Here is a 17,652-nt window from a genome sequence, read left to right as displayed (position 1 = left end):
GCGATGCTGACCCGCTCCGGCATCGCCGTCGCCGTCGCGGCCGTCCTTCTCCTCGCCTCGGGCGCCCTGCTGGACTATCCCGAACTGGTGCTGCTCGGCTTCGCCTGCCTCATCGCGCTCCTGGCGGCCGCGCTGTGGATGCTCGCCAGACCGGACCTGGTGGTGCACCGTGAGATCCGCCCCAACCGGGTGACCGAGGGCGAGGCCGCGGTCGGGGTCATCACCGTCACCAGCCGGATGTCCCGTCGCTGCCCTCCGATCACGGCGGCCGAGTCCGTGGCCGGCACGAAGGTCGGCGTGCCGGTCCCGAGCCTCGCACCCAGGGCGAGCCACTCCATGACGTACACCCTGCCCACGTCGCGGCGCGGGGTCTACAGCGTCGGCCCGCTGACCATCGGCCACACCGATCCGCTCCGGCTCATGGCGATCGCCAAGGAATACCGCAGGGAGTCGACGCTGTACGTGCATCCGCACACCGACCTGGTCCACCCCGTACCCACCGGCCGGAGCCGTGACCAGGACGGTCCCACCTCCAGCCTCGCCCCGCAGGGCGGCATCGCCTTCCACAGCCTGCGGGACTACGTCTCCGGCGACGACTGGCGGCTGATCCACTGGAAGTCCAGCGCGCGCACCGGGCAGCTGATGGTACGTCACAACGTCATTCCGAACGAACCACGGCTGATGATCGTCCTGGACACCAGCCGGAGCCCGTACACCGACAGGTCCTTCGAGGACGCCGTGAGCGCGGCCGCCTCGCTGTGCCTGGCGGCGATCCGCGCCGGCCACCCCCTCGAACTGCGCACCACCAACGGCGCGATGATGGTCGCCGACCAGACCGGCGAGGGACTGACAGCGGTCCTGGACCTCCTCGCCGGCGTCGAGCGCGACACGCAGGACCCCGGCCTGGGCGCGCTGCCCGCGATGGTGCCCGACCAGGGCGCCGTATCGCTCGGCGTCATCACGGGCCAGCCCGAGCCCACGATGCTGACCGCGCTGCCGCAGGTCCGCTCCCGGTTCATGATGATCAGCCTCGTGCAGTTCGCCGATACGTACGCGGCGCCGCCGAGCGCACTCCACGGCGTGGTCTCCATGACCGTCCGCAGCCGCGAGGAGTTCGCCGCGACCTGGAACGAACGGGTGCGACGATGACCGCCACCTCCGAGCCCGGCGCACCGGTCACCCCGCTGCACTATGCCGAAGTCGCCCTGGCCACCGTGTCCGTGGCCGCCACCGCACTGGTCTACGGCGATTTGTTCGCCACCACGGGCCACCTGGCCCCGCTGCTCGCCACCACGGCCGGCGGGGCGGTCCTGGCCACCGTCGCCGCCCTGCTGAGCCTGCGGGCCCCCGCGACCTCGCTCCTGGCGGTCGCCGGGTTCGTGGCGGTGACCGTCTACGCGGTGCTGACCCCCACCCTGCGGCACGGCATCCCCACGCTGGACACCATGAGCACACTGGGATCCGGAGTGGCACGCGGCTGGGCGCGGATCCTCAGCGCCGGACTGCCCGCGGACGTCAGCGGTGAGTTGCTGGTGACCCCGGCGCTCGTACTCTTCGCTGCGGCGTTCACCGCGGTGGGCGCGGCGCTCCGCAGCCGGTCGCTGCTCGGTCCGCTGATCGCACCGGTGGCGTCCCTCGTCGTCGCGCTGCTGCTGACGGCGGCACGCACCACCGACGAGCTGCCCCTCACGGGGGTGCTGCTCCTGGTCCTGCTGGTGCTCACCCTGATCCGCGCCGTACGCCTGGACCGGACGGACACCGTGGCCGGCACCGGTACCGCCACGGGCGGCACCCGGACCCGCGGAACCGCCGGACGCGCCCTGTTCGGGCTGCCCGTGGTGGCGGTCGTCGCGGTGACCGGCGTCGCGCTGGCGCACGCGGTCCCACTGGCGACCGGGCACGACCGGTTCGACCTGCGCGACGTCGTGGAGGTACCGGTCGAGGTGGAGGACACGCTCACCCCACTGGCCACCGTCAAGAGCCAGCTGCTGGAGAGGAAGCCCCGCGAGCTCTTCACCGTGCGCGTGGACGGCAACCCCCTCGGCGGCCGGCTCGACCGGGTGCGCACCGCGTCCCTCGACACCTATGACGGCGCCCTGTGGACGTCGACCGACCGGTTCCTGGTCGCCGGGCACACCCTGGCGGCCGACCCCCGCCTGACCCCCACGGCGCGGGTCCGGCTCCACGTCGAGATCAAACAGCTCGACCACCCCTACCTGCCGGCCGTCGGCCGGCCGGAGCAGGTCACCGCCGGCGGCATCGGCTTCAGCTCCTCGTCCGGTGTGCTCGCGGCGGGAGTCCCGGAACGCCGGAACCTCCGGTACGACGTGGTCGGCGCCGTGCGGCCCCGGGACGCCCGGGCCAAGGTGGCGCTGCCCGACCTGTCCCCGGACACCAAGCGGTACACCGCCCTGCCCGCCGAGCTGCCCCCCGAGCTGTCCCGCGCGGCGCACGAGATCATGGGCGGCGCCGCCGAGCCCTACGCCAAACTGGTGGCACTGGAGAAGCAGCTGCGCGCCGCCCCGTACAGCCTGTCCGCCCGCCCAGGGCACTCGCTGGACGCCCTGCGCAGACTGTTCGGCACCGAGCGGAAGGACGCCATCGGTCACACCGAGCAGTACGTCTCGGCGTTCGTGGTCCTGGCCCGCTCGCAGGGCTTCCCCGCCCGGGTGGCCACCGGCTACGTACTGCGGCCCGAGTCGCGCAAGGGCAGCACGTACACGGTCCGCACCAGCGACGCCTACGCCTGGGCCGAGGTCTCCATGACCGGCTATGGGTGGATGGCCTTCGACCCGACCGACCCCAACCGCAAACCCACCGACAAACCGGACACGAAGAAGCCCGATCGAGCCGGTGGCCAGACCCCCGACCCGTCGAAGAATCCGGCGAACACCGGCGGGGCGATTCCGGACCTGCCCGCCGCCGGCGGCGGGCGGTCCGCACGGGACTGGGCGCTGATCGTCCTCGGGGTACTGGTCGCGCTGGCGATCGCCTCGCCGACGGCCATCGCCCTGGAGAAGTGGCGAAGGCGCCGGAGCCGGCGTACCGGTCCACCGTCGCGGCAGATCATCGGCGCCTGGCGGAGCAGCACCGACCAGTTGCTGGAGACCGGCATGAGGCTGCCCCGCTCACTGACCGCCGCCGAGGTGGCAGGCCGGGCGGAGCACAGGCTCGGCGACACGGCCGCACCGGTCGCCGTGCTCGCGCCCCTCGTCACCGAGGCCGTGTTCAGCCCGGCAGAACCGTCGCCGGAGGCAGCCGCTCAGGCCTGGCAGGCCGACGCCGCACTCCGTGAGGCGCTCCGGCGCGGACGAGGTCCGGCGGCGACGGTCGCGGGCTGGTTCGACCCGCGCCCGCTGATCACCGGCTGGCGGCAGGACAGGCAGGAACGGCGGACCATCGAGAAACTGCGAGGAGGCTGAGCCATGGCGCGGGTGGGGCTGGCGGCCGGCGTACGGTCACTGCTGGGCGGCCGATGGGCCGCCGGGATCGTCTGGACGGTCATCGGGGCGGTCGGAGTGGGCACGGTCGCCGTCATGAGCGCCGACGACGGCTACACGGCCGAGCGTCCACGGCTGTTGTCCGGCGCGGCCTGGCTGCCCTCTTCCAAGGCCGGCCAGCTCGCGCTGCTCGACGGATCGACGGCCGAGGTGGCCGCACAGGTGAAGGTCGCCACCGGCGGCGGCGAGCTGGAGGTGGTGCAGCACGGGGCGGACGCCTATGCCGTCGACGCGGTACGGGGATCCGTGCGCCGGGTCGACGGCGCCACGCTGAAGGTGACCCCGTCGCTCTCCGGCGGTGCGCTCGGCGCCAGGCCGGTACCCGGTGCCGCCGAGGGACTGCGGGTCTTCGCCGGTGACGATGTGCTGTACGCGGTCGACACCGCGCGTGGTGTGCTGGCCGAGGCGGATCCGGCGACGCTGGCCCGGCGTGGTGACCTCCAGCCCCTGGCGTCGGACGCGCCACGCGAAGCGACCCTGCTGGACCCGGACGGCGCGCTGTGGGCCCTGGACGTCAAGGCGGGCGACCTGAACATCGTCAGGGGCGGTGAACGGGAGACCCGGCGTGGGGTGAAGAAGCCGGGCCCCGGCCTGCTGGTGCTGGCCGGGGGCTCCCCGGTGCTGGTGGACGTGGCGGGACGGAGCGCCTCACTGCTGGACCGGCACGCGGACGAGCCGGTCAGGACCGTGCCGCTCGAACTACGCGGTGGGGACGAAGTGGTGGTCAGCGGTTCGCCCAGCGCGCCACGCATCTACGTGGTGTCCCGGGGCGTACTGACGGTCTGTGAGCTGGCGGCGTCCGGCTGCGGCCGGGCCGTCACCCTGGGCCGCTCCGGCGCGGGGTTCGGTGCCGCGGTGGAGAGCGGCGGGCGGCTGTTCGTCCCCGACTTCGTCGCCGGTGCGGTGTGGATCGTCGACCTCGCCGCGTCCAGGGTCGTGGCGCAGCCGCGCGTCCTCGACCCGCCGTCACCGTTCCAACTGCTCAGCCGCGACGGTGTGGTGTTCTTCAACGACCCCGCCAGCGAACGGGCAGGCATCATCCGGCTCGACGGCGACGTCCTCAAGGTGCCCAAGTACGACCCCGACAACCAGGACAAGGGACTCACCCGGCAGCCTCGTGACGATCGACCGGCCGGAACCCCGCCGTCCCCCCGCCCGCCGGACACACCGTCATCACCCGACCCGAGCGCACCACCGTCACAGGACGCCACCGCACCGCCCGGCGGCGCGCCGCCGCCCCAGGCCACCGGGGCGCCGAATCCGGCTCCTCCACCCACCGCACCACCCCACTCCCCACCCGCCCCACCGCCCGGCTCACAACCCACCACACTGCCCCGGCCGACGCCCCCCGCATCCCCGGGCCGGCCGAACTCCCCTCCCCCGCCCGTCACGTCACCACCCTCCACACCGCCGCAGACGGGCTCCCCGACCGTCTCCATCACCCTGTCCAAGCAGACCGCCGACGTGGGCGAGCAGGTGGCGCTCCAGGTCAGCTCCCCGGCAGGCAGCCCTGCACCGACCACCGCCGACTGGAACTTCGGTGACGGCATGACCGGCACCGGCCTGGTCACCAGCCACCCATGGGGCACCGCCGGCACGTTCCAGATCAATGTCACCGCGACGTTCGCCGACGGCCGCAAGGCCGTGGCAGGCGCCTCGATCGACATCACGGAGAGGCCGGTGCTGACCGTGCAGACGCCGGCAGGCGGCAAGGTCACGGGCGGCCCGGTCAGCTGTCCACCCACCTGCTCCTACACGGCCGACGCCGGGGAGACCATCACCCTCACCGCCGAGCCGGCCCCCGGATTCCGGATGGGCGGCTGGGGCGGCGACTGCGCGGGCACGACACCGACCTGTGCCGTGACGATGAACGCGAACAAGACCGTCACGGTCCGGTTCAGCCGCGACTCGACGCCACTGATCCCGCTGGCGCCCTCCGCCGCATGGCGCACCGGCGCCGGCCCCATCCCCTGGAGCGGCACCTCGGACCACAACGGCGGTGTCGACGAGCACACTCGCGGCTTCGCCCTGCTCCGGCCGGCCGGCAGCTTCCTGCTGGAGGACAACACCTCCCCCGAATACCTGGAGACCCACCCCCAGTGGGTGGACAACGGCTGGATCGAGGGCGACTTCACGCTGCCCGTGCCGGTCGTCCCGGGCGACCGCTTCAAGGCCAGGATCGGCTTCATGGCGGTGGCCGAGCCACCGTCGGCGGGCGAGGCCGACTTCGTGGTGTCGGCGGTCTTCGCCAACGGTTCCACCGTGGAGCTCAGCCGTACCCACGACGTCGGCAGGGACGGAGTGATGTACCAGCTGGACGTCGATCTCGCCGCGGCCGTCGGCGCCACCGGGATCCGGCTGCGCGCCGAAGCGACCGGTTCGTCGGCGCAGGACTGGTGCTCCTGGGTGAACCCCAGGATCGAGGGATAGGGCGGTGTCTTTCGGAACTGCCCGCCCGGCTGGTCCGGAAGGCACCGACCGGTGATGCACGCAGGCCCGGAGCCGGCACCCCACGGAGAGGGAGACGCCCTACAGATGACCAGCACGCTCACGGTGACCGTGACCCCGGAGGAGATCACGGTGGGCCCCGGACAGTCCGCCGACGTCTCGGTCACCGTCGTGAACACCGGCACTCTGGTCAGCCACTACGAGACCACGGTCGTCGGCCTGCCCGATCCGGACTGTTTCCGCGCCGACCCGCCCACCGTGGAGCTCAACCCCCACCAGACCGGCGTCGTCACCGTGCGCGTCTCCGTCCCGGCCCAAGGGGAGCCGTACGCCGGGCGCCATGTACTGGGCGTCCTCGTACGAAAGACCGGGGAACACCCCGCATCACGCTGCGAAGAGCTGGCGCTCACCGTGCCTCCGGTGACGACACCGACCACCGCCGTGCGTCCCGAGGTCGCCGAGGGCGGTCCCTCCGCACGGTACGCGGTGGAGGTCGGCAATACGGGCAACGTCACCCTGCCCGTCACCCTGCGGGCGAGCGACCCGGAGAACAAGGTCTCCTTCGCCTTCACGCCCCGCACCCTCACCGTGGCGCCGGGCGCCACGGCCTCGGCGGAGTTGACCGCACAGGCCACCGCGCCCCTCTCCGGCCCCCAAGTGCGCCGGACCATCAAGGTGACCGCGGCGGCAGGGCAGGCGACCGCGGAGCGGCAGGCCGTCTTCGTACAGAACGCCAGGGTCAACGCCGGGCTGCTCACCGCCGCCGGTGTGGCCCTCGGCGTCCTGATCATGGCCGGCGCCGTGCTCGGCGCCGCACTCCTGGTGCGAGGAGGCACACCGCCGTCCACGCCCGGCACCCCGCCGACCACGAAGGCTCCCGCATCGGGGCCCGCCCCCCGGGCGAGAATCATCGACTTCAGCAGGCAGCGCGGAGACCAGCTCGTCTCGCCCGACCGTTACCTCAAGGACGGTGTCACCGTCTTCACCGTCCTTGAGCAGGCACCCCCGGAGTGCGCCGACGCCACGGCACTGGCCTTGCGCACGGTGACCGGGCTGGGCAGCTTCCTCACCAGCGCCCGCCCTCAAGGCGTCGACCTCTGCAACACCATCCCCCTCCAGTTCGAGTTCACCGCACCCGTGGACACCGTGCGCCTCTCCTTCGCCGGCAGGGGCGCCGGTTACGCCTTGGAAGTCCAGCTCTCCGACGGCAGCAAGGCCCGCACCGAGGGCCGGTCCCGGCCCGGCGCCGCGACACAGCTCACCTACCAGGCCCCGAAAGGCCTCTCGGTCGTATCGGTCGTCTTCGGCCACGCCGACCCCAGTCCCACCGCGAAGGACCCCACCATCGTCAAACAGCTCGCCTACACCCCGGCGAAGCCGATCACGGCACTCCCTCAGAACAAGGGGCATGCCCCGGATGGACCGGAAGCCCGCCACAGGATGCTCTTGGAGTGATGAGAGCCCTGCCCCGTCACCCGTTCGACTCGGCGTCGTTGGTGGTCATGTTGGCCGACGCCGTCGCCGCGCGGCTCGGCGATCAGCTCACACCCGCCCTGCACAGGAGGGCGCAGGCCCTTCGGGTACAGGCCGGCGACCTGGGAGTGCCCGCGGCCGTGGTGGACGACTTCGGTGGATTCGAGCGGCACTACGAGCGGAGCCGAGCCCGGCGACGCGGTGCCGTGCGACGCCTGGAGATCAAGGCTCGGATGCCGGAACGTGCACCGATGGGGATCGTCTCCCGTCGCGGTTCAGGCCATCGGCAGTCGGATGCCCGCGCGAGCCGACACGCCGACCTCCTGCTGCCGTCAGGAAGACCTCGGGCTTCTCCTCCGCATCCGCACGCTGCCACGGCTCCACCTCGGCCCCACCACGGGCGAGTGCGGACGCGAGGTGGTCTACGTCGTCGGCGTGATAGGCGAAGCGGGAGTCCCACTACCGGGTTCGTACGCCGTTCGCCCGGGCGACGTCCCCGATGCACTCGGCCTGATTTGTGGCCACCAGTGCTCGACCTCTGCCTGCGTGAGCCAGGTCTCCTCCGGCTCGCGCGCCGCCCCGCTCTCCGCCACCCCCAGCCCCCGTTTCTCCCGCCACGTCACGCCATGCCATGCGGCTCCGGCCCCAGGGTGAGATTCCCCCGGGCGCCCCTCAGGAACCTTCCGGGTCCCGGCGCAGCCGGGAGGGCGCGCCGGCCGACTGGGCGCCTTCCTCGCCGAGGACGAGGACGCCGTCCGTCAGCTGGACCACGTACAAGCGTCCCTTCTCACAGGTCAGTGTGGTGTTCGCACGGTCCGTGGGATGACTGGTCACTGCCTGGAACATCGCCGTGTCGCCCCGCACCTCGCGCAGTTCAAGGGCCTCCGTACAGCCCACCTCGCGCCCGGTGCCCACCTCGGTGACGTTGCTGACCTGCTTGCCGGCGATCTCTCCCCGGTTGGCGTGGCGCAGGCTCAGGGTCACCCGGAAGGAATCGGTACGCGGAGAGAGCCGGCCGTCGGCATCGGGGTTGCCCGGCCCCTGGCCGGTCCAGACACCGGTCCACTCCCCGGGCAGGCCGACGGCAGTCGCGGAGGCGGACGCGGAGGCGGTCGTGCCGGCGCCACTGTCCGTTCCGGCGTTCGTCCCGCCGCCCTCGCGGTCGGTCAGGGACAGCAGGAGCGCGACCACCACAGCCGCGACGGCACCTGCTGCCGCGGCGATCACCCAAGGGCTCCGCTGCCAGGTGCGGGCGCCGGGCGTGCCCCCCTCGCCGGCCTGGGGAGCGGCTTCACCGGCACCGGGGGGAGGCGGGTAGGGCAGGCTCGCGGGGATGCGGCCCGGGGGAGCGGCGAATGCCGATTCTCCCGGCCGGGCCAGGGGCAGGTGTCTCGCTGCCCCCGGAGGGCTGGGCTCCGTGGCGGACGACGGAACCGCCGAGGGGATCGGCGGGGCATCCGCGGGGGCCACCGCGCAGAGGCGTGCGACCTCGGCCGCGCGGGCCGCGAGTTCCGCACTGAGTTCCGGCGGCAGGGCCTTCTCCCAGTCACCGGACACCTGCGCCTCCCGCAGCGACACGCTCAGTTCGGCGGCGGTGGGCCGCTGTTCGGGCTGCTTGGCCAGACAGCGCGCCACAACGCTCAGCAGATCCTCTGGTATCCCGTCCAGGCAGGGGTTCTCATGGACGATCCGGTACAGCAGGGACGCCGCGGAGACCTCTTCACCCGGGTACTGGAACGGGCTGCGTCCAAGCGCCGCGAAGGCGAGAACCGCGCCCAGCGCAAACACATCCGCCGCCTCGGTGGTGATTCCCCCGGTGGCCTGCTCGGGTGCGAGGTAACCGGGAGAGCCGATGACGCCGCCGGTGCTGGTGTGACGGGAGTCGTCCGCGGCACGGGCGATGCCGAAGTCGATGACCTTGGGGTGTTCGCGGGCCAGCAGGATGTTCGACGGCTTGATGTCCCGGTGAGCCAGACCGCACGCGTGCATGGCGGCCACGGCGGCGGCGAGTTCGGCCGCCAGCACACGCTGGGTACGCGGTTGAAGCGGGCCGTGGACGGCGACCCAGTCGGCCAGGGAGGGGGCGGCGACGTACTCCGTGGCCAGCCACTGCGGGCTGTGGCCGGGCTGGCTGAAGTCCACCACGGACACGGCCCACGGCGAGCGAACGCGGTCGCTGTTGCGGATCTCACGGGCGAAGCGCGGCTCGAAGTCCGGCACCGCGGCCAGGTCCGGCCGGATCGTCTTCAGCGCCAGTGGCCGCGCTGCGAGTGTGCGCGACAGATACACCTGGCCCATGCCGCCCGCGCCGAGCCGGGCCAGCAGCGGGTAGCCGCCGACCGAAGCAGGATCCGTACGTTCCAGTGCCTCCACCTGTCCTGCCCTCCCCCTCGCCCGTCTCCTTGCGGGCGCGCAGAAGACTACGGGGAGTCCGGGCCCGACGGGTGACCGCGGTGGCCCTCACCACCGACTCCTCTGGCCACCCGTCGATGTCCGAGCAATCGCACCAAGCGGACGACGCGTGGGCATACTTCTGCCAGCACACGGAGCGACAGGGGGGCTTGATGTCGGTGGAACATGTGCCGGTCGGCGGTCAGCGCGTGGACGAGCTGGTGACCAGGTGGGCGAACACGACGCCGTCGGCCGAGGCGATCGTGTGCGGTGTCGAACGGATCACCTACGGGGAACTGGGCCGTCTCGTGGACACCGAGGCCGAACGCCTGCAATCCGCGGGCCTGGGGGACGGCGGACTGGCCGCTGTCGTGCTGGACAACCCCGTCACCGCTCTGGCCGCCATGCTGGGCGTCCTCAGGGTCGGAGGCGCCTACCTGCCGCTCGACCCGGCCACGCCCAGGGAGGAACTGCACCGCGTCCTGGCGGACGCCGATCCCTACGTCGTGCTCACCCGCGAGCTGTACCGGATGGCGGTCGGCGACCGGCCGCACCGGCGGGTGGTGTGCGTCGACGCCGAAACGGGGCCGACGGACGAGGGCGGGACACAGCCGCACGCGCACGACGCACCGGACGCGCCATCCGTCCGCGGCGCCACCGCATGCCTGCTGCTCACGGCCGGGACGACGGGGTCGCCCAAAATCGTCCCGGTCAGCCACCACGACCTCGCCGTGGCTCGAAGCGCCTGGCAGCAGGTCTACGGCTTCGACGCCCGCGACCGTCACGTGCACACCGCCCCGCCCGAGTCCGCGGAGTTCACGGCCAACTGGGTGCGTGCCCTGGGCTCCGGCGGCACCCTGGTCCTCCCCGAGGGCGACGAACCCCATGACCCCGGCGCCCGGGCAACGGCTCTGCGGCGGCTCATCGCCGACGAGGAGGCGACCGTGCTGGCCTGCGGTGTGCCGACCGCGCGGGTGCTGACGGTCCAGAGGCCGCCCCACAAGACGCGGCTGCGCCTGGTGACCGTCACGGGCGACGTCTGGTATCTCGACGAACAGCGTGCCCTGAAGGAGGCGCTCGGCGGCGACGTGCGCGTGGTCAACACCTACACCGTCACCGAGGCGTTCGGCGCCGGCACCTACTTCGAACTGCCGGAGCGACGGCAGCCGTCGGAGCACGGGAGCGAACCGGTCTCGCTGATCGGCGTGCCGCTGCCCGAGACCTACCTCACCGTCCGGGGGCCCGTTCCCGGCGCGCGTGGGCCCATCGTCCTGAACGGCGTCCACACCGGCGACGACGGACGTGTCCGGGAGGACGGCCTGCTGGAGTTCCTGGGCCGACAGGGCACGTACGCCTCCGCCGAGCGCGCGCTGCACGGCCACCCGGACGTACGCGCCGGCCTGGTGGCCGAGGTCGAGACCAAGGACCCTCGAGACATCAAGGTCGTGGCCTACGTGGTCCCCGTCGAGGGCCGCGGACTGGACCCGGTGGACGTCCACCGGCACGTGTGCCGCACCCTCCCCGGTGACGCGCAGCCGCATGCGGTGGTGCCCGTCCCGTCGCTGCCCCGCACCCGGGCCGACAAGGTGGACCGCAAGAACCTTCCCCTGCCGGTCGACGCAGGCACGGCCCTCAGCAGCAAGGGAGGGATCGTGCGCGGCCCTGCGTCGCCGGAGCGGGCGACAGGGTGCATGTCGGTCGGCGTGCTGGTCCTCGCCGCGTTCTTCGCGCTGCTGGCATGGTTGTTCACCGACCTCCTGTGGCCGTACTCGACGGATGTCTCGGAGGTGCCCAGTCCCTACGCGGAGTACTTCCGCGTCCTCTACTTCTGCGAGAACGTCTCTTTCGGCGCGGGCATGGCCTTCCTGCTGGTGGGGCGGCCGGGCATGGCACGGGTCGGGCACACGGGCTGGTTCACCACGGCCGCGCACCTGTCCGCGGTCTGGCTTCTGGTGGCGTGGTGGCCGCAGGACAACTTCTACCGGCTCACCGCCAAGACGGACTGGCCGGCACAGGCAGCCCTCGTCTACACGTTCAACGTGTCGCTCATGATCGCCGCAGCCGTTGTCGCCGCGTTCGCCGCCGTGACGCCCAAGTGGCGCCGGAGGCTGGGCCGGTGAACAAGTCTCCCAGCGCGCCATGACCGAACCGGACCAGCGCCTCGGCCTCGTCGAGCGCCTGACGCGAACGTGCCGCGAGGGCCACCCCCACGTACGGCACGGGTTCCAGACTTGCCGTGGGGATGGTGGTGAGCAGCACGGCACCCAGGGATCTGCACCGGCGGACCAGGCCGTCGCAGTGCTCCAGCAGGGCGGGAGCGGGCAGCCGCGCGCCCAGGGGGAGACAGTCCAGGGTACGCACCAGGTGACGGCCTCCCCGCACGCTGTCCAGACGGGTCTGGAGAACGAAGGCGGCGGCGGGGCCGGTGAGCCGCAGATTGATCTCGGTGGGCGCCAGCCGTCCGGCCGTGTCGGTGACGAAGTCCACGTCGTACCAGCCCTGGTAGCCCTCCGCCGACAGGGCCTCCCCCACGGCCGTACCGAACGCGGCCGCGGTCGCGGTCAGTTCCGCGGGCAGGACACCCGGGCCGACGGTGACCCCCCGGTAGGCCGTACCGGAGACCTCCATCAGTCCCGTGCCGACGACGTGGACGGTCCCGTCCTCGGCGATCACCCCGTCGAACGTCGGGTTGCGGTAAAGGTCGGCGCCGGGCACATACTCCTCCACCAGCAGGCCCTCGCCGAAGAGCCGCCGCGTGACAGCCCGCGTGCCGCCGCCCGACAGCACGTCCTCGGGCGTGAGCACGAAGGTGGCCGAACCACCGACGCCGTACTCGCCCTTGACCACGCTCGTCAGCCCGGCCGACGCCCGGGTCGCCAGCGCCCCCGCCAGCTCGCGCCGTGAGTGGACCGGCTCCTGAGCGGGCACCCGGATGCCGGGGTGAGCGGCGGCGAGTGCGCTGAAGAGCCGGTGGGAGGCGGCCTTCGACTCGTGGCCGAGCCGGAGGGGCGGCCCCGAGGTGAGCCGTTCGGACGCCTCGGTGCGTCCCCAGGGCAGCACCGGCAGACCGGAGTTCCGGATGCGCCGCGTCAGCGCCGGCCGGTCCAGAAGGGCCTGAGTCAAGGCGCCGCCAGGGGCGTCGACGCAGTGCACCTCCACCTCGTCCCACTCCAGCTGCCGGGCCAGGCCGCGCATCCAGGCCGCTTCGACGGGCAGCGGGAGGACCACCAGGGCCGGATGCGGGCCTGCGAAGGCCGACAGGCAGGCGTAGTGCGGGACGCCGTCCGTGGGCGCAACGCCGGGGAACTGGGCGTGGAACTCCGCGACATTGCCAAGGTGGACGGACCGTCGGCCCCCCGTCCACGCCCGCACCCACGAGGGATCCGCCCCAGCCGGACACGCCTCCATCCTGACCAGCTGTCCGGAGGACGGCGAGGCGTCGGCGCGCCACGCGCCCATCGCGACGTAGAAGGGCACGGCGTGCGAGTCGGCGGTGATGGTCACCCGGTCGCAGCCGATCCGCCCGGCCTCCGTGAGCACGTGCCGGTAGAGCAGCCGGCCCACTCCCCGGCCGATCGACGGCGGATCGACGAAGAGCATGCCGAGCTCCGCGCGGGGCGGCTCCCCGTCCAACGTGGCCAGCCCCAGGATCCGGCCGCCCGCCTCGGCCACCCTCACCCTGCGGTCAGCCATGTCTCCCGGCGCCAGCCGGAGATCGTCCGCACAGGCCGCCAGATACGCGTCGTCGTACCCCCAGTGAGCCTTGGAGCGCAGCGCGAGCGCACTCAGCGCAGCGGCCTCCTGTGGCCGTCCCGCCCGGATGCGAACCCCGTTGGTGGTCATGAGGGGATTGTTCCAGCGTGACGACCTACCTTCAGCGTGCCGCGTGACATTACGCTTCCTGTTCTGCGCTGCGTGCCGGCGAAAAGGGAGGGCCCTGGTGGCGACAGGCCATGACAAGGAAGCCGGTCAACTGCCCGAACCCGAGCGGCCGGGCAGTCGCCTGTGGTCCCTGCTGGGGCCGGCGCTGGGGCTGTTGGCCATCCTGGGGCTGGTCACGGCACTCGTCCTCCTGCTCCTGATGTTGCTGGGAGTCATCCCGTTCGACTCCTGCCCTGAATGCCCGCCGGGCAGCGGTTACAGGGGCGCATGACGGGCCAGTTCACCCTTGGCCGCAGAGCCTCGCTCGTCGGGGATCTTGGCCGCGAGGGCCGGCACACCGACCTCCTGCTGCCCTCAGGAAGACCTCGGGCTTAGCGGCGCAAGATGGTCTCCCGCTCCAGATGCGACAGCTTCTCGGGGTTGCGCACGGCGTAGAGCCCGGTGATGAGGCCGTCGGCGATACACATCGCCATGACGGTGTCGATCTCGCCGTCCAGCCGGACGATCAGCGCCGGGTCGCCGTTGACCTGTGCCGGCTGCAGCGACATCACGGCGGCGATCCTGCCCAGCACGTGGGCCACCTGGTCGGCCCCCACGACGGGCGCCGGTGCGGCCTGCACGACTCCGCCGCCGTCGGTCAGCAGGACGACGTCCGGCGCGAGGATGTCGAGCAGGCGTTGCAGGTCGCCCGTTTCGACCGCCCGTTGGAACGCCTCGACGGTGCGGCGGGTCTCGGCAGCGGAAGCGACCCCGCGCGGTCGGCGCGCGGCGACGTGGGTCCGTGCCCGGTGGGCGATCTGGCGGACTGCGGCCGGGCTCTTGTCGACGGCTTCGGCGATCTCGTCGTAGGCCAGGTCGAACACCTCTCGCAGTACGAACACCGCCCGCTCGGTCGGGGTGAGGGTCTCCAGCACCAGCAGCATCGCCATCGAGACGCTGTCGGCCAACTCGATGTCCTCGGCCACGTCGGGCGCGGTCAGCAGCGGCTCGGGCAGCCAGGGGCCGAGGTAGGACTCCTTGCGCCGGCCGACCGTGCGCAGATGGCTCAGCGCCTGGCGCGTGGTGATCCGGACCAGGTACGCACGCTGATCCCGCACGGTGTCGAGATCGACGCCCACCCACCGCAACCAGGTCTCCTGCAGGACATCCTCGGCGTCGGTGGCCGAGCCGAGCATCTCGTAGGCGACGGTGAACAGCAGGTTGCGGTACGCGACGAAGGCCTCGGTGATGCTGTCCATGCGGTCGCCACGAGCGACCGGTTCGGATGTGTCCCCTGTCCGGTCGCTCATGGTTCCGTCGGTCATCGTCGGCTCCTGCCCGTTCGCTCTCGACTGCGCCGTACACCAGATGCCGGCCCCCACCGCTTTGTGACACCCACGACGGGTGACGCACGCCACATCACCGCGCCGTCACAAGGATCGGACCGTCGGCATCTTGTGTTCGTCCAGTGCAGCAATCACGCACCACCACGAGTGAGGACGACGTCATGGAACCTCGTTTCAACCTGTTCGACAGCCCGACCGCCGCGAAGGTCGCCAAGCGCTTCTACAACACCTCATCGGCCCTGGACGGGTCGACGCTGCCGAAGGCCCTGCGGGAACTGGTGGAGCTGCGGGTCGGCCAGATCAATGGCTGCGGCTTCTGCGTCGACGTCCACACCAAGGAGGCCGCAGCCGCCGGTGAAACCGCGCTCCGACTGAACCTGGTCGCCGCCTGGCGGCACAGCACCGTGTTCACCGAGGCCGAGCGGGCCGCGCTGGCGCTTTCCGAGGAAGGCACCCGGCTCGGCGACCACGGCGTGTCCGACGAGACCTGGGCCGAGGTGCGCAAGCACTACGACGACGACCAAGTCGGTGCGCTGGTCTGCCTGGTGTCCCTGATCAACGCGGCCACCCGGATGAACGTGATCGTGCACAACCCGGGGGGCTCGTACAAGCCCGGCATGTTCGCCAGTACGTCGAGCTGACCGGCAGGCGAAACGCGCCCGTCCCAGGACCGTTCGGTCCGGGCCGGGCCGGCGCATGCCACGGAGCTCGCGCCGGACACGACGGCTGCCAGTCGTCAGCATGTCGTATCAGCGCAGGTCAGCGAACCCTCCCCCGTGGCTTCAGCGCCACGGGCGGGAGTTCGGGCGCAGGCAGCCGACCCCCTGCGTAGCCCTCCACCTGACCGAAGCGAGTGCCGTTCATCCACTCATCGCGCGCCTGTGCGACCTCCTCGTGGGACCGCCCGACGAAGTTCCACCACATGACGATCTCCTCCTCGAACGGCTCACCGCCCAGCAGCATCAGGCCCGCGTCCGACTCCGCGCGCAGCGGAAGTCCGGTGCGGCCGCAGCCGAGGTAGAGCATCGACCCCGGGAGGACGGGGACGCCGTCGACATGTGCCTCGCCCGACATGGAGAGGACCGCGTACTCGAAGTCCGGTTCGAGCGGCAGGTTCGTTTCCGCGCCCCGCGTCATGGCCAGGTCCGCGCCGACCAGGGGGCTGTACGTGGTGCCCGGCGAGCGGGCACCGTCGAGTTCGCCCAGGATCACCGTGGCCGTGAGGCCGGGCCCCGTGACCGAGGGCAGTGCGGCGTGGTACTGGAAGTGCGGTTCGACGTGGCGGTGGGCGTCGGGCAGGGCCACCCACAGCTGGGCGCCGTGCAGGTAGCGGGCGTGGGGACGCGGGCTCTCCTCCGAGTGGGAGATGGCCCGGCCCGAGGTCATCAGGCCCAGCTCACGGGGGCGGATCGTCTGCAGGCTGCCGGTGCTGTCGCGGTGCAGCACCTCGCCGTCGTGCAGCCAGCTGACCGTCTGCAGCCCCATGTGCGGGTGCGGCGGCACCTGCATGCCGGGCTCGTCGGCGATGTCGTCGGGGCCGTAGTGGTCGACGAAGGCCCACGCGCCCACCATGCGGCGGCCGAGGTTCGGGAGCAGCCGGCGCACTTCCGTGGACTCGCCGAGCCGGACGTGGCGGGGGCTCAGCAGCTCCCGTACCGGCTCGGCGACGACGAATCCGCGGCCACCGCAGACCGAGGGAACGGCCTGACGATCGAGATTGCTCATGGCGCCCAACCTAGCGAACTTCACCACCCCCGCAGGCCGCCACCGGCGTGATGGTGGAGCGGCGTCAGGCGACCGGGGCAGCGTCCCCGACACCACCCGGACGGGGCGGCCAAGAACACCGCTGGAGCGGGCATATGACGCCCCATATGAGCACTCACCTGCCCGAGCTCCGGGCCGCCGCCCAGCGCATCGGCCGCCGCCGGTTCCTCACCGTCGCGGGCGCCGCCGCAACACTGGCCTTCACCACTCACCTGCCCGCCTCGGGCGCCGCGGCCGCCGCGCAGCTGGAGGCCAGGAGGATCCCCGGAAACCCCTTCACCCTGGGCGTGGCCTCCGGTGACCCGTTGCCCGAGTCGGTCCTGCTGTGGACGCGCCTCGCGCCGAGTCCGTACGAACCGGACGGCGGGCTGCCGGCGGAACGGGTGGAGGTGGAATGGGAGGTCGCCCACGACGAGCGGTTCCTCTTCGTCGTCAGGCGCGGCACGGCGACGGCTCACCCCGAGTTCCACCACACCGTCCACGTGGAGGTGCCCGGCCTCCTCACCGAGCGCCCCTACTACTACCGGTTCCGCACCGGCACCTGGGTCAGCCCCGTGGGCCGGACCCGTACCGCGCCGGGGGTCTACAGCTCCCAGCTGTCGTTCGCGGCGGTCGCGTGCCAGGCGTACTTCGACGGGTACTACACGGCGTATCGGCACGTCGCCGGTGAGGCGGTGGACTTCGTGCTCCACCTCGGGGACTACATCTACGAGTACCCGGTCGACGCGGCGGGCGGGCACCGCCGCTACACCGACCGGCAGGTGCCCGCCCACTTCAACCGCGAGACCGTCACCCTGGAGGACTACCGGCTGCGCTACGCGCTGTACAAGTCCGACCCGGACCTCCAGGCGGCGCACGCCGCGCACCCC

At 72.2% G+C, this 17,652-nt stretch carries 12 protein-coding genes; 8 read left to right on the top strand and 4 right to left on the bottom strand.

Annotated features, from left to right (window positions below; all coding sequences use genetic code 11):
* The first annotated feature begins 3 nt into the window (after positions 1–3).
* The 4 genes from IH00_RS0126285 to IH00_RS0126270 all read left to right on the top strand — a co-directional run bounded on the left by IH00_RS0126285 (position 4) and on the right by IH00_RS0126270 (position 7,403).
* Positions 4–1,149, top strand: coding sequence for a DUF58 domain-containing protein (locus IH00_RS0126285; RefSeq protein WP_031077776.1), 1,146 nt, complete (start codon positions 4–6; stop codon positions 1,147–1,149).
* Positions 1,146–3,422 carry a transglutaminase TgpA family protein gene (locus IH00_RS0126280; protein ID WP_031077774.1) on the top strand — a complete coding sequence of 759 codons (2,277 nt, stop codon included), beginning with the start codon at positions 1,146–1,148 and terminating at the stop codon, positions 3,420–3,422. The genes IH00_RS0126285 and IH00_RS0126280 overlap by 4 nt, the downstream gene beginning before the upstream one ends.
* A gap of 3 nt (positions 3,423–3,425) precedes the next feature.
* Positions 3,426–5,930: an InlB B-repeat-containing protein gene (locus IH00_RS45100; RefSeq protein ID WP_031077772.1), complete on the top strand. Its 2,505-nt coding sequence runs from the start codon at positions 3,426–3,428 to the stop codon at positions 5,928–5,930.
* A gap of 105 nt (positions 5,931–6,035) precedes the next feature.
* Positions 6,036–7,403 carry a COG1470 family protein gene (locus tag IH00_RS0126270; protein ID WP_031077771.1) on the top strand — a complete coding sequence of 456 codons (1,368 nt, stop codon included), beginning with the start codon at positions 6,036–6,038 and terminating at the stop codon, positions 7,401–7,403.
* A gap of 690 nt (positions 7,404–8,093) precedes the next feature.
* Here the strand turns inward: IH00_RS0126270 and IH00_RS37690 are convergent.
* Positions 8,094–9,794: a serine/threonine-protein kinase gene (locus IH00_RS37690; protein ID WP_052411647.1), complete on the bottom strand. Its 1,701-nt coding sequence runs from the start codon at positions 9,792–9,794 to the stop codon at positions 8,094–8,096.
* Positions 9,795–9,985: 191 nt separating this feature from the next.
* Here IH00_RS37690 and IH00_RS0126260 point away from each other — a divergent pair, with 191 nt between their 5' ends.
* Positions 9,986–11,932, top strand: coding sequence for a class I adenylate-forming enzyme family protein (locus IH00_RS0126260; protein ID WP_031077767.1), 1,947 nt, complete (start codon positions 9,986–9,988; stop codon positions 11,930–11,932).
* Here the strand turns inward: IH00_RS0126260 and IH00_RS45285 are convergent.
* The gene (locus IH00_RS45285; RefSeq protein ID WP_063835442.1) at positions 11,859–13,655 is read right to left on the bottom strand and encodes a GNAT family N-acetyltransferase; all 1,797 of its coding nucleotides are present in this window, start codon (positions 13,653–13,655) and stop codon (positions 11,859–11,861) included. The genes IH00_RS0126260 and IH00_RS45285 overlap by 74 nt on opposite strands.
* Before the next feature lie 97 nt (positions 13,656–13,752).
* Between IH00_RS45285 and IH00_RS0126250 the strand changes: the two genes are divergently transcribed.
* Complete coding sequence (locus tag IH00_RS0126250; protein ID WP_031077763.1) at positions 13,753–13,965, top strand: hypothetical protein; 213 nt, start codon at positions 13,753–13,755, stop codon at positions 13,963–13,965.
* A gap of 100 nt (positions 13,966–14,065) precedes the next feature.
* Here IH00_RS0126250 and IH00_RS0126245 read toward each other — a convergent pair whose 3' ends face one another.
* Entirely contained in the window at positions 14,066–14,983 is a 918-nt protein-coding gene (locus tag IH00_RS0126245; protein WP_031077762.1) for an RNA polymerase sigma-70 factor, read from the bottom strand.
* 197 nt (positions 14,984–15,180) lie between these two features.
* On the opposite strand from IH00_RS0126245, the gene IH00_RS0126240 reads away from it, so the two are divergent.
* Positions 15,181–15,660, top strand: a complete 480-nt coding sequence (locus IH00_RS0126240) for a carboxymuconolactone decarboxylase family protein (RefSeq protein WP_031077760.1) — start codon at positions 15,181–15,183, stop codon at positions 15,658–15,660.
* 118 nt (positions 15,661–15,778) lie between these two features.
* On the opposite strand, the gene IH00_RS0126235 is transcribed toward IH00_RS0126240, so the two are convergent.
* Positions 15,779–16,744 (bottom strand): pirin family protein, encoded by a 966-nt coding sequence (locus IH00_RS0126235; protein WP_031077758.1) that lies wholly within the window; start codon positions 16,742–16,744, stop codon positions 15,779–15,781.
* A 134-nt stretch (positions 16,745–16,878) separates the two neighbouring features.
* On the opposite strand from IH00_RS0126235, the gene IH00_RS0126230 reads away from it, so the two are divergent.
* The coding region (locus tag IH00_RS0126230; RefSeq protein ID WP_031077755.1) for an alkaline phosphatase D family protein at positions 16,879–17,652 on the top strand (774 nt) is incomplete at its 3' end.

Origin of the sequence: Streptomyces sp. NRRL S-118 (assembly GCF_000716335.1) — a bacterium.
GTDB lineage: Bacteria > Actinomycetota > Actinomycetes > Streptomycetales > Streptomycetaceae > Streptomyces.
This window is presented reverse-complemented; position numbering and strand designations above follow the sequence as displayed.

What these genes read in the sequence shown, in the direction of transcription:
- IH00_RS45100 (WP_031077772.1), top strand. Translation starts at nt 3,426, where the DNA reads ATGGCGCGGGTGGGGCTGGCGGCCGGCGTACGGTCACTGCTGGGCGGC.
- IH00_RS0126240 (WP_031077760.1), top strand. Translation starts at nt 15,181, where the DNA reads ATGGAACCTCGTTTCAACCTGTTCGACAGCCCGACCGCCGCGAAGGTC.
- IH00_RS0126280 (WP_031077774.1), top strand. Translation starts at nt 1,146, where the DNA reads ATGACCGCCACCTCCGAGCCCGGCGCACCGGTCACCCCGCTGCACTAT.
- IH00_RS0126285 (WP_031077776.1), top strand. Translation starts at nt 4, where the DNA reads ATGCTGACCCGCTCCGGCATCGCCGTCGCCGTCGCGGCCGTCCTTCTC.
- IH00_RS0126235 (WP_031077758.1), bottom strand. Translation starts at nt 16,744, where the DNA reads ATGAGCAATCTCGATCGTCAGGCCGTTCCCTCGGTCTGCGGTGGCCGC.
- IH00_RS0126270 (WP_031077771.1), top strand. Translation starts at nt 6,036, where the DNA reads ATGACCAGCACGCTCACGGTGACCGTGACCCCGGAGGAGATCACGGTG.
- IH00_RS0126260 (WP_031077767.1), top strand. Translation starts at nt 9,986, where the DNA reads ATGTCGGTGGAACATGTGCCGGTCGGCGGTCAGCGCGTGGACGAGCTG.
- IH00_RS45285 (WP_063835442.1), bottom strand. Translation starts at nt 13,655, where the DNA reads ATGACCACCAACGGGGTTCGCATCCGGGCGGGACGGCCACAGGAGGCC.
- IH00_RS0126245 (WP_031077762.1), bottom strand. Translation starts at nt 14,983, where the DNA reads ATGAGCGACCGGACAGGGGACACATCCGAACCGGTCGCTCGTGGCGAC.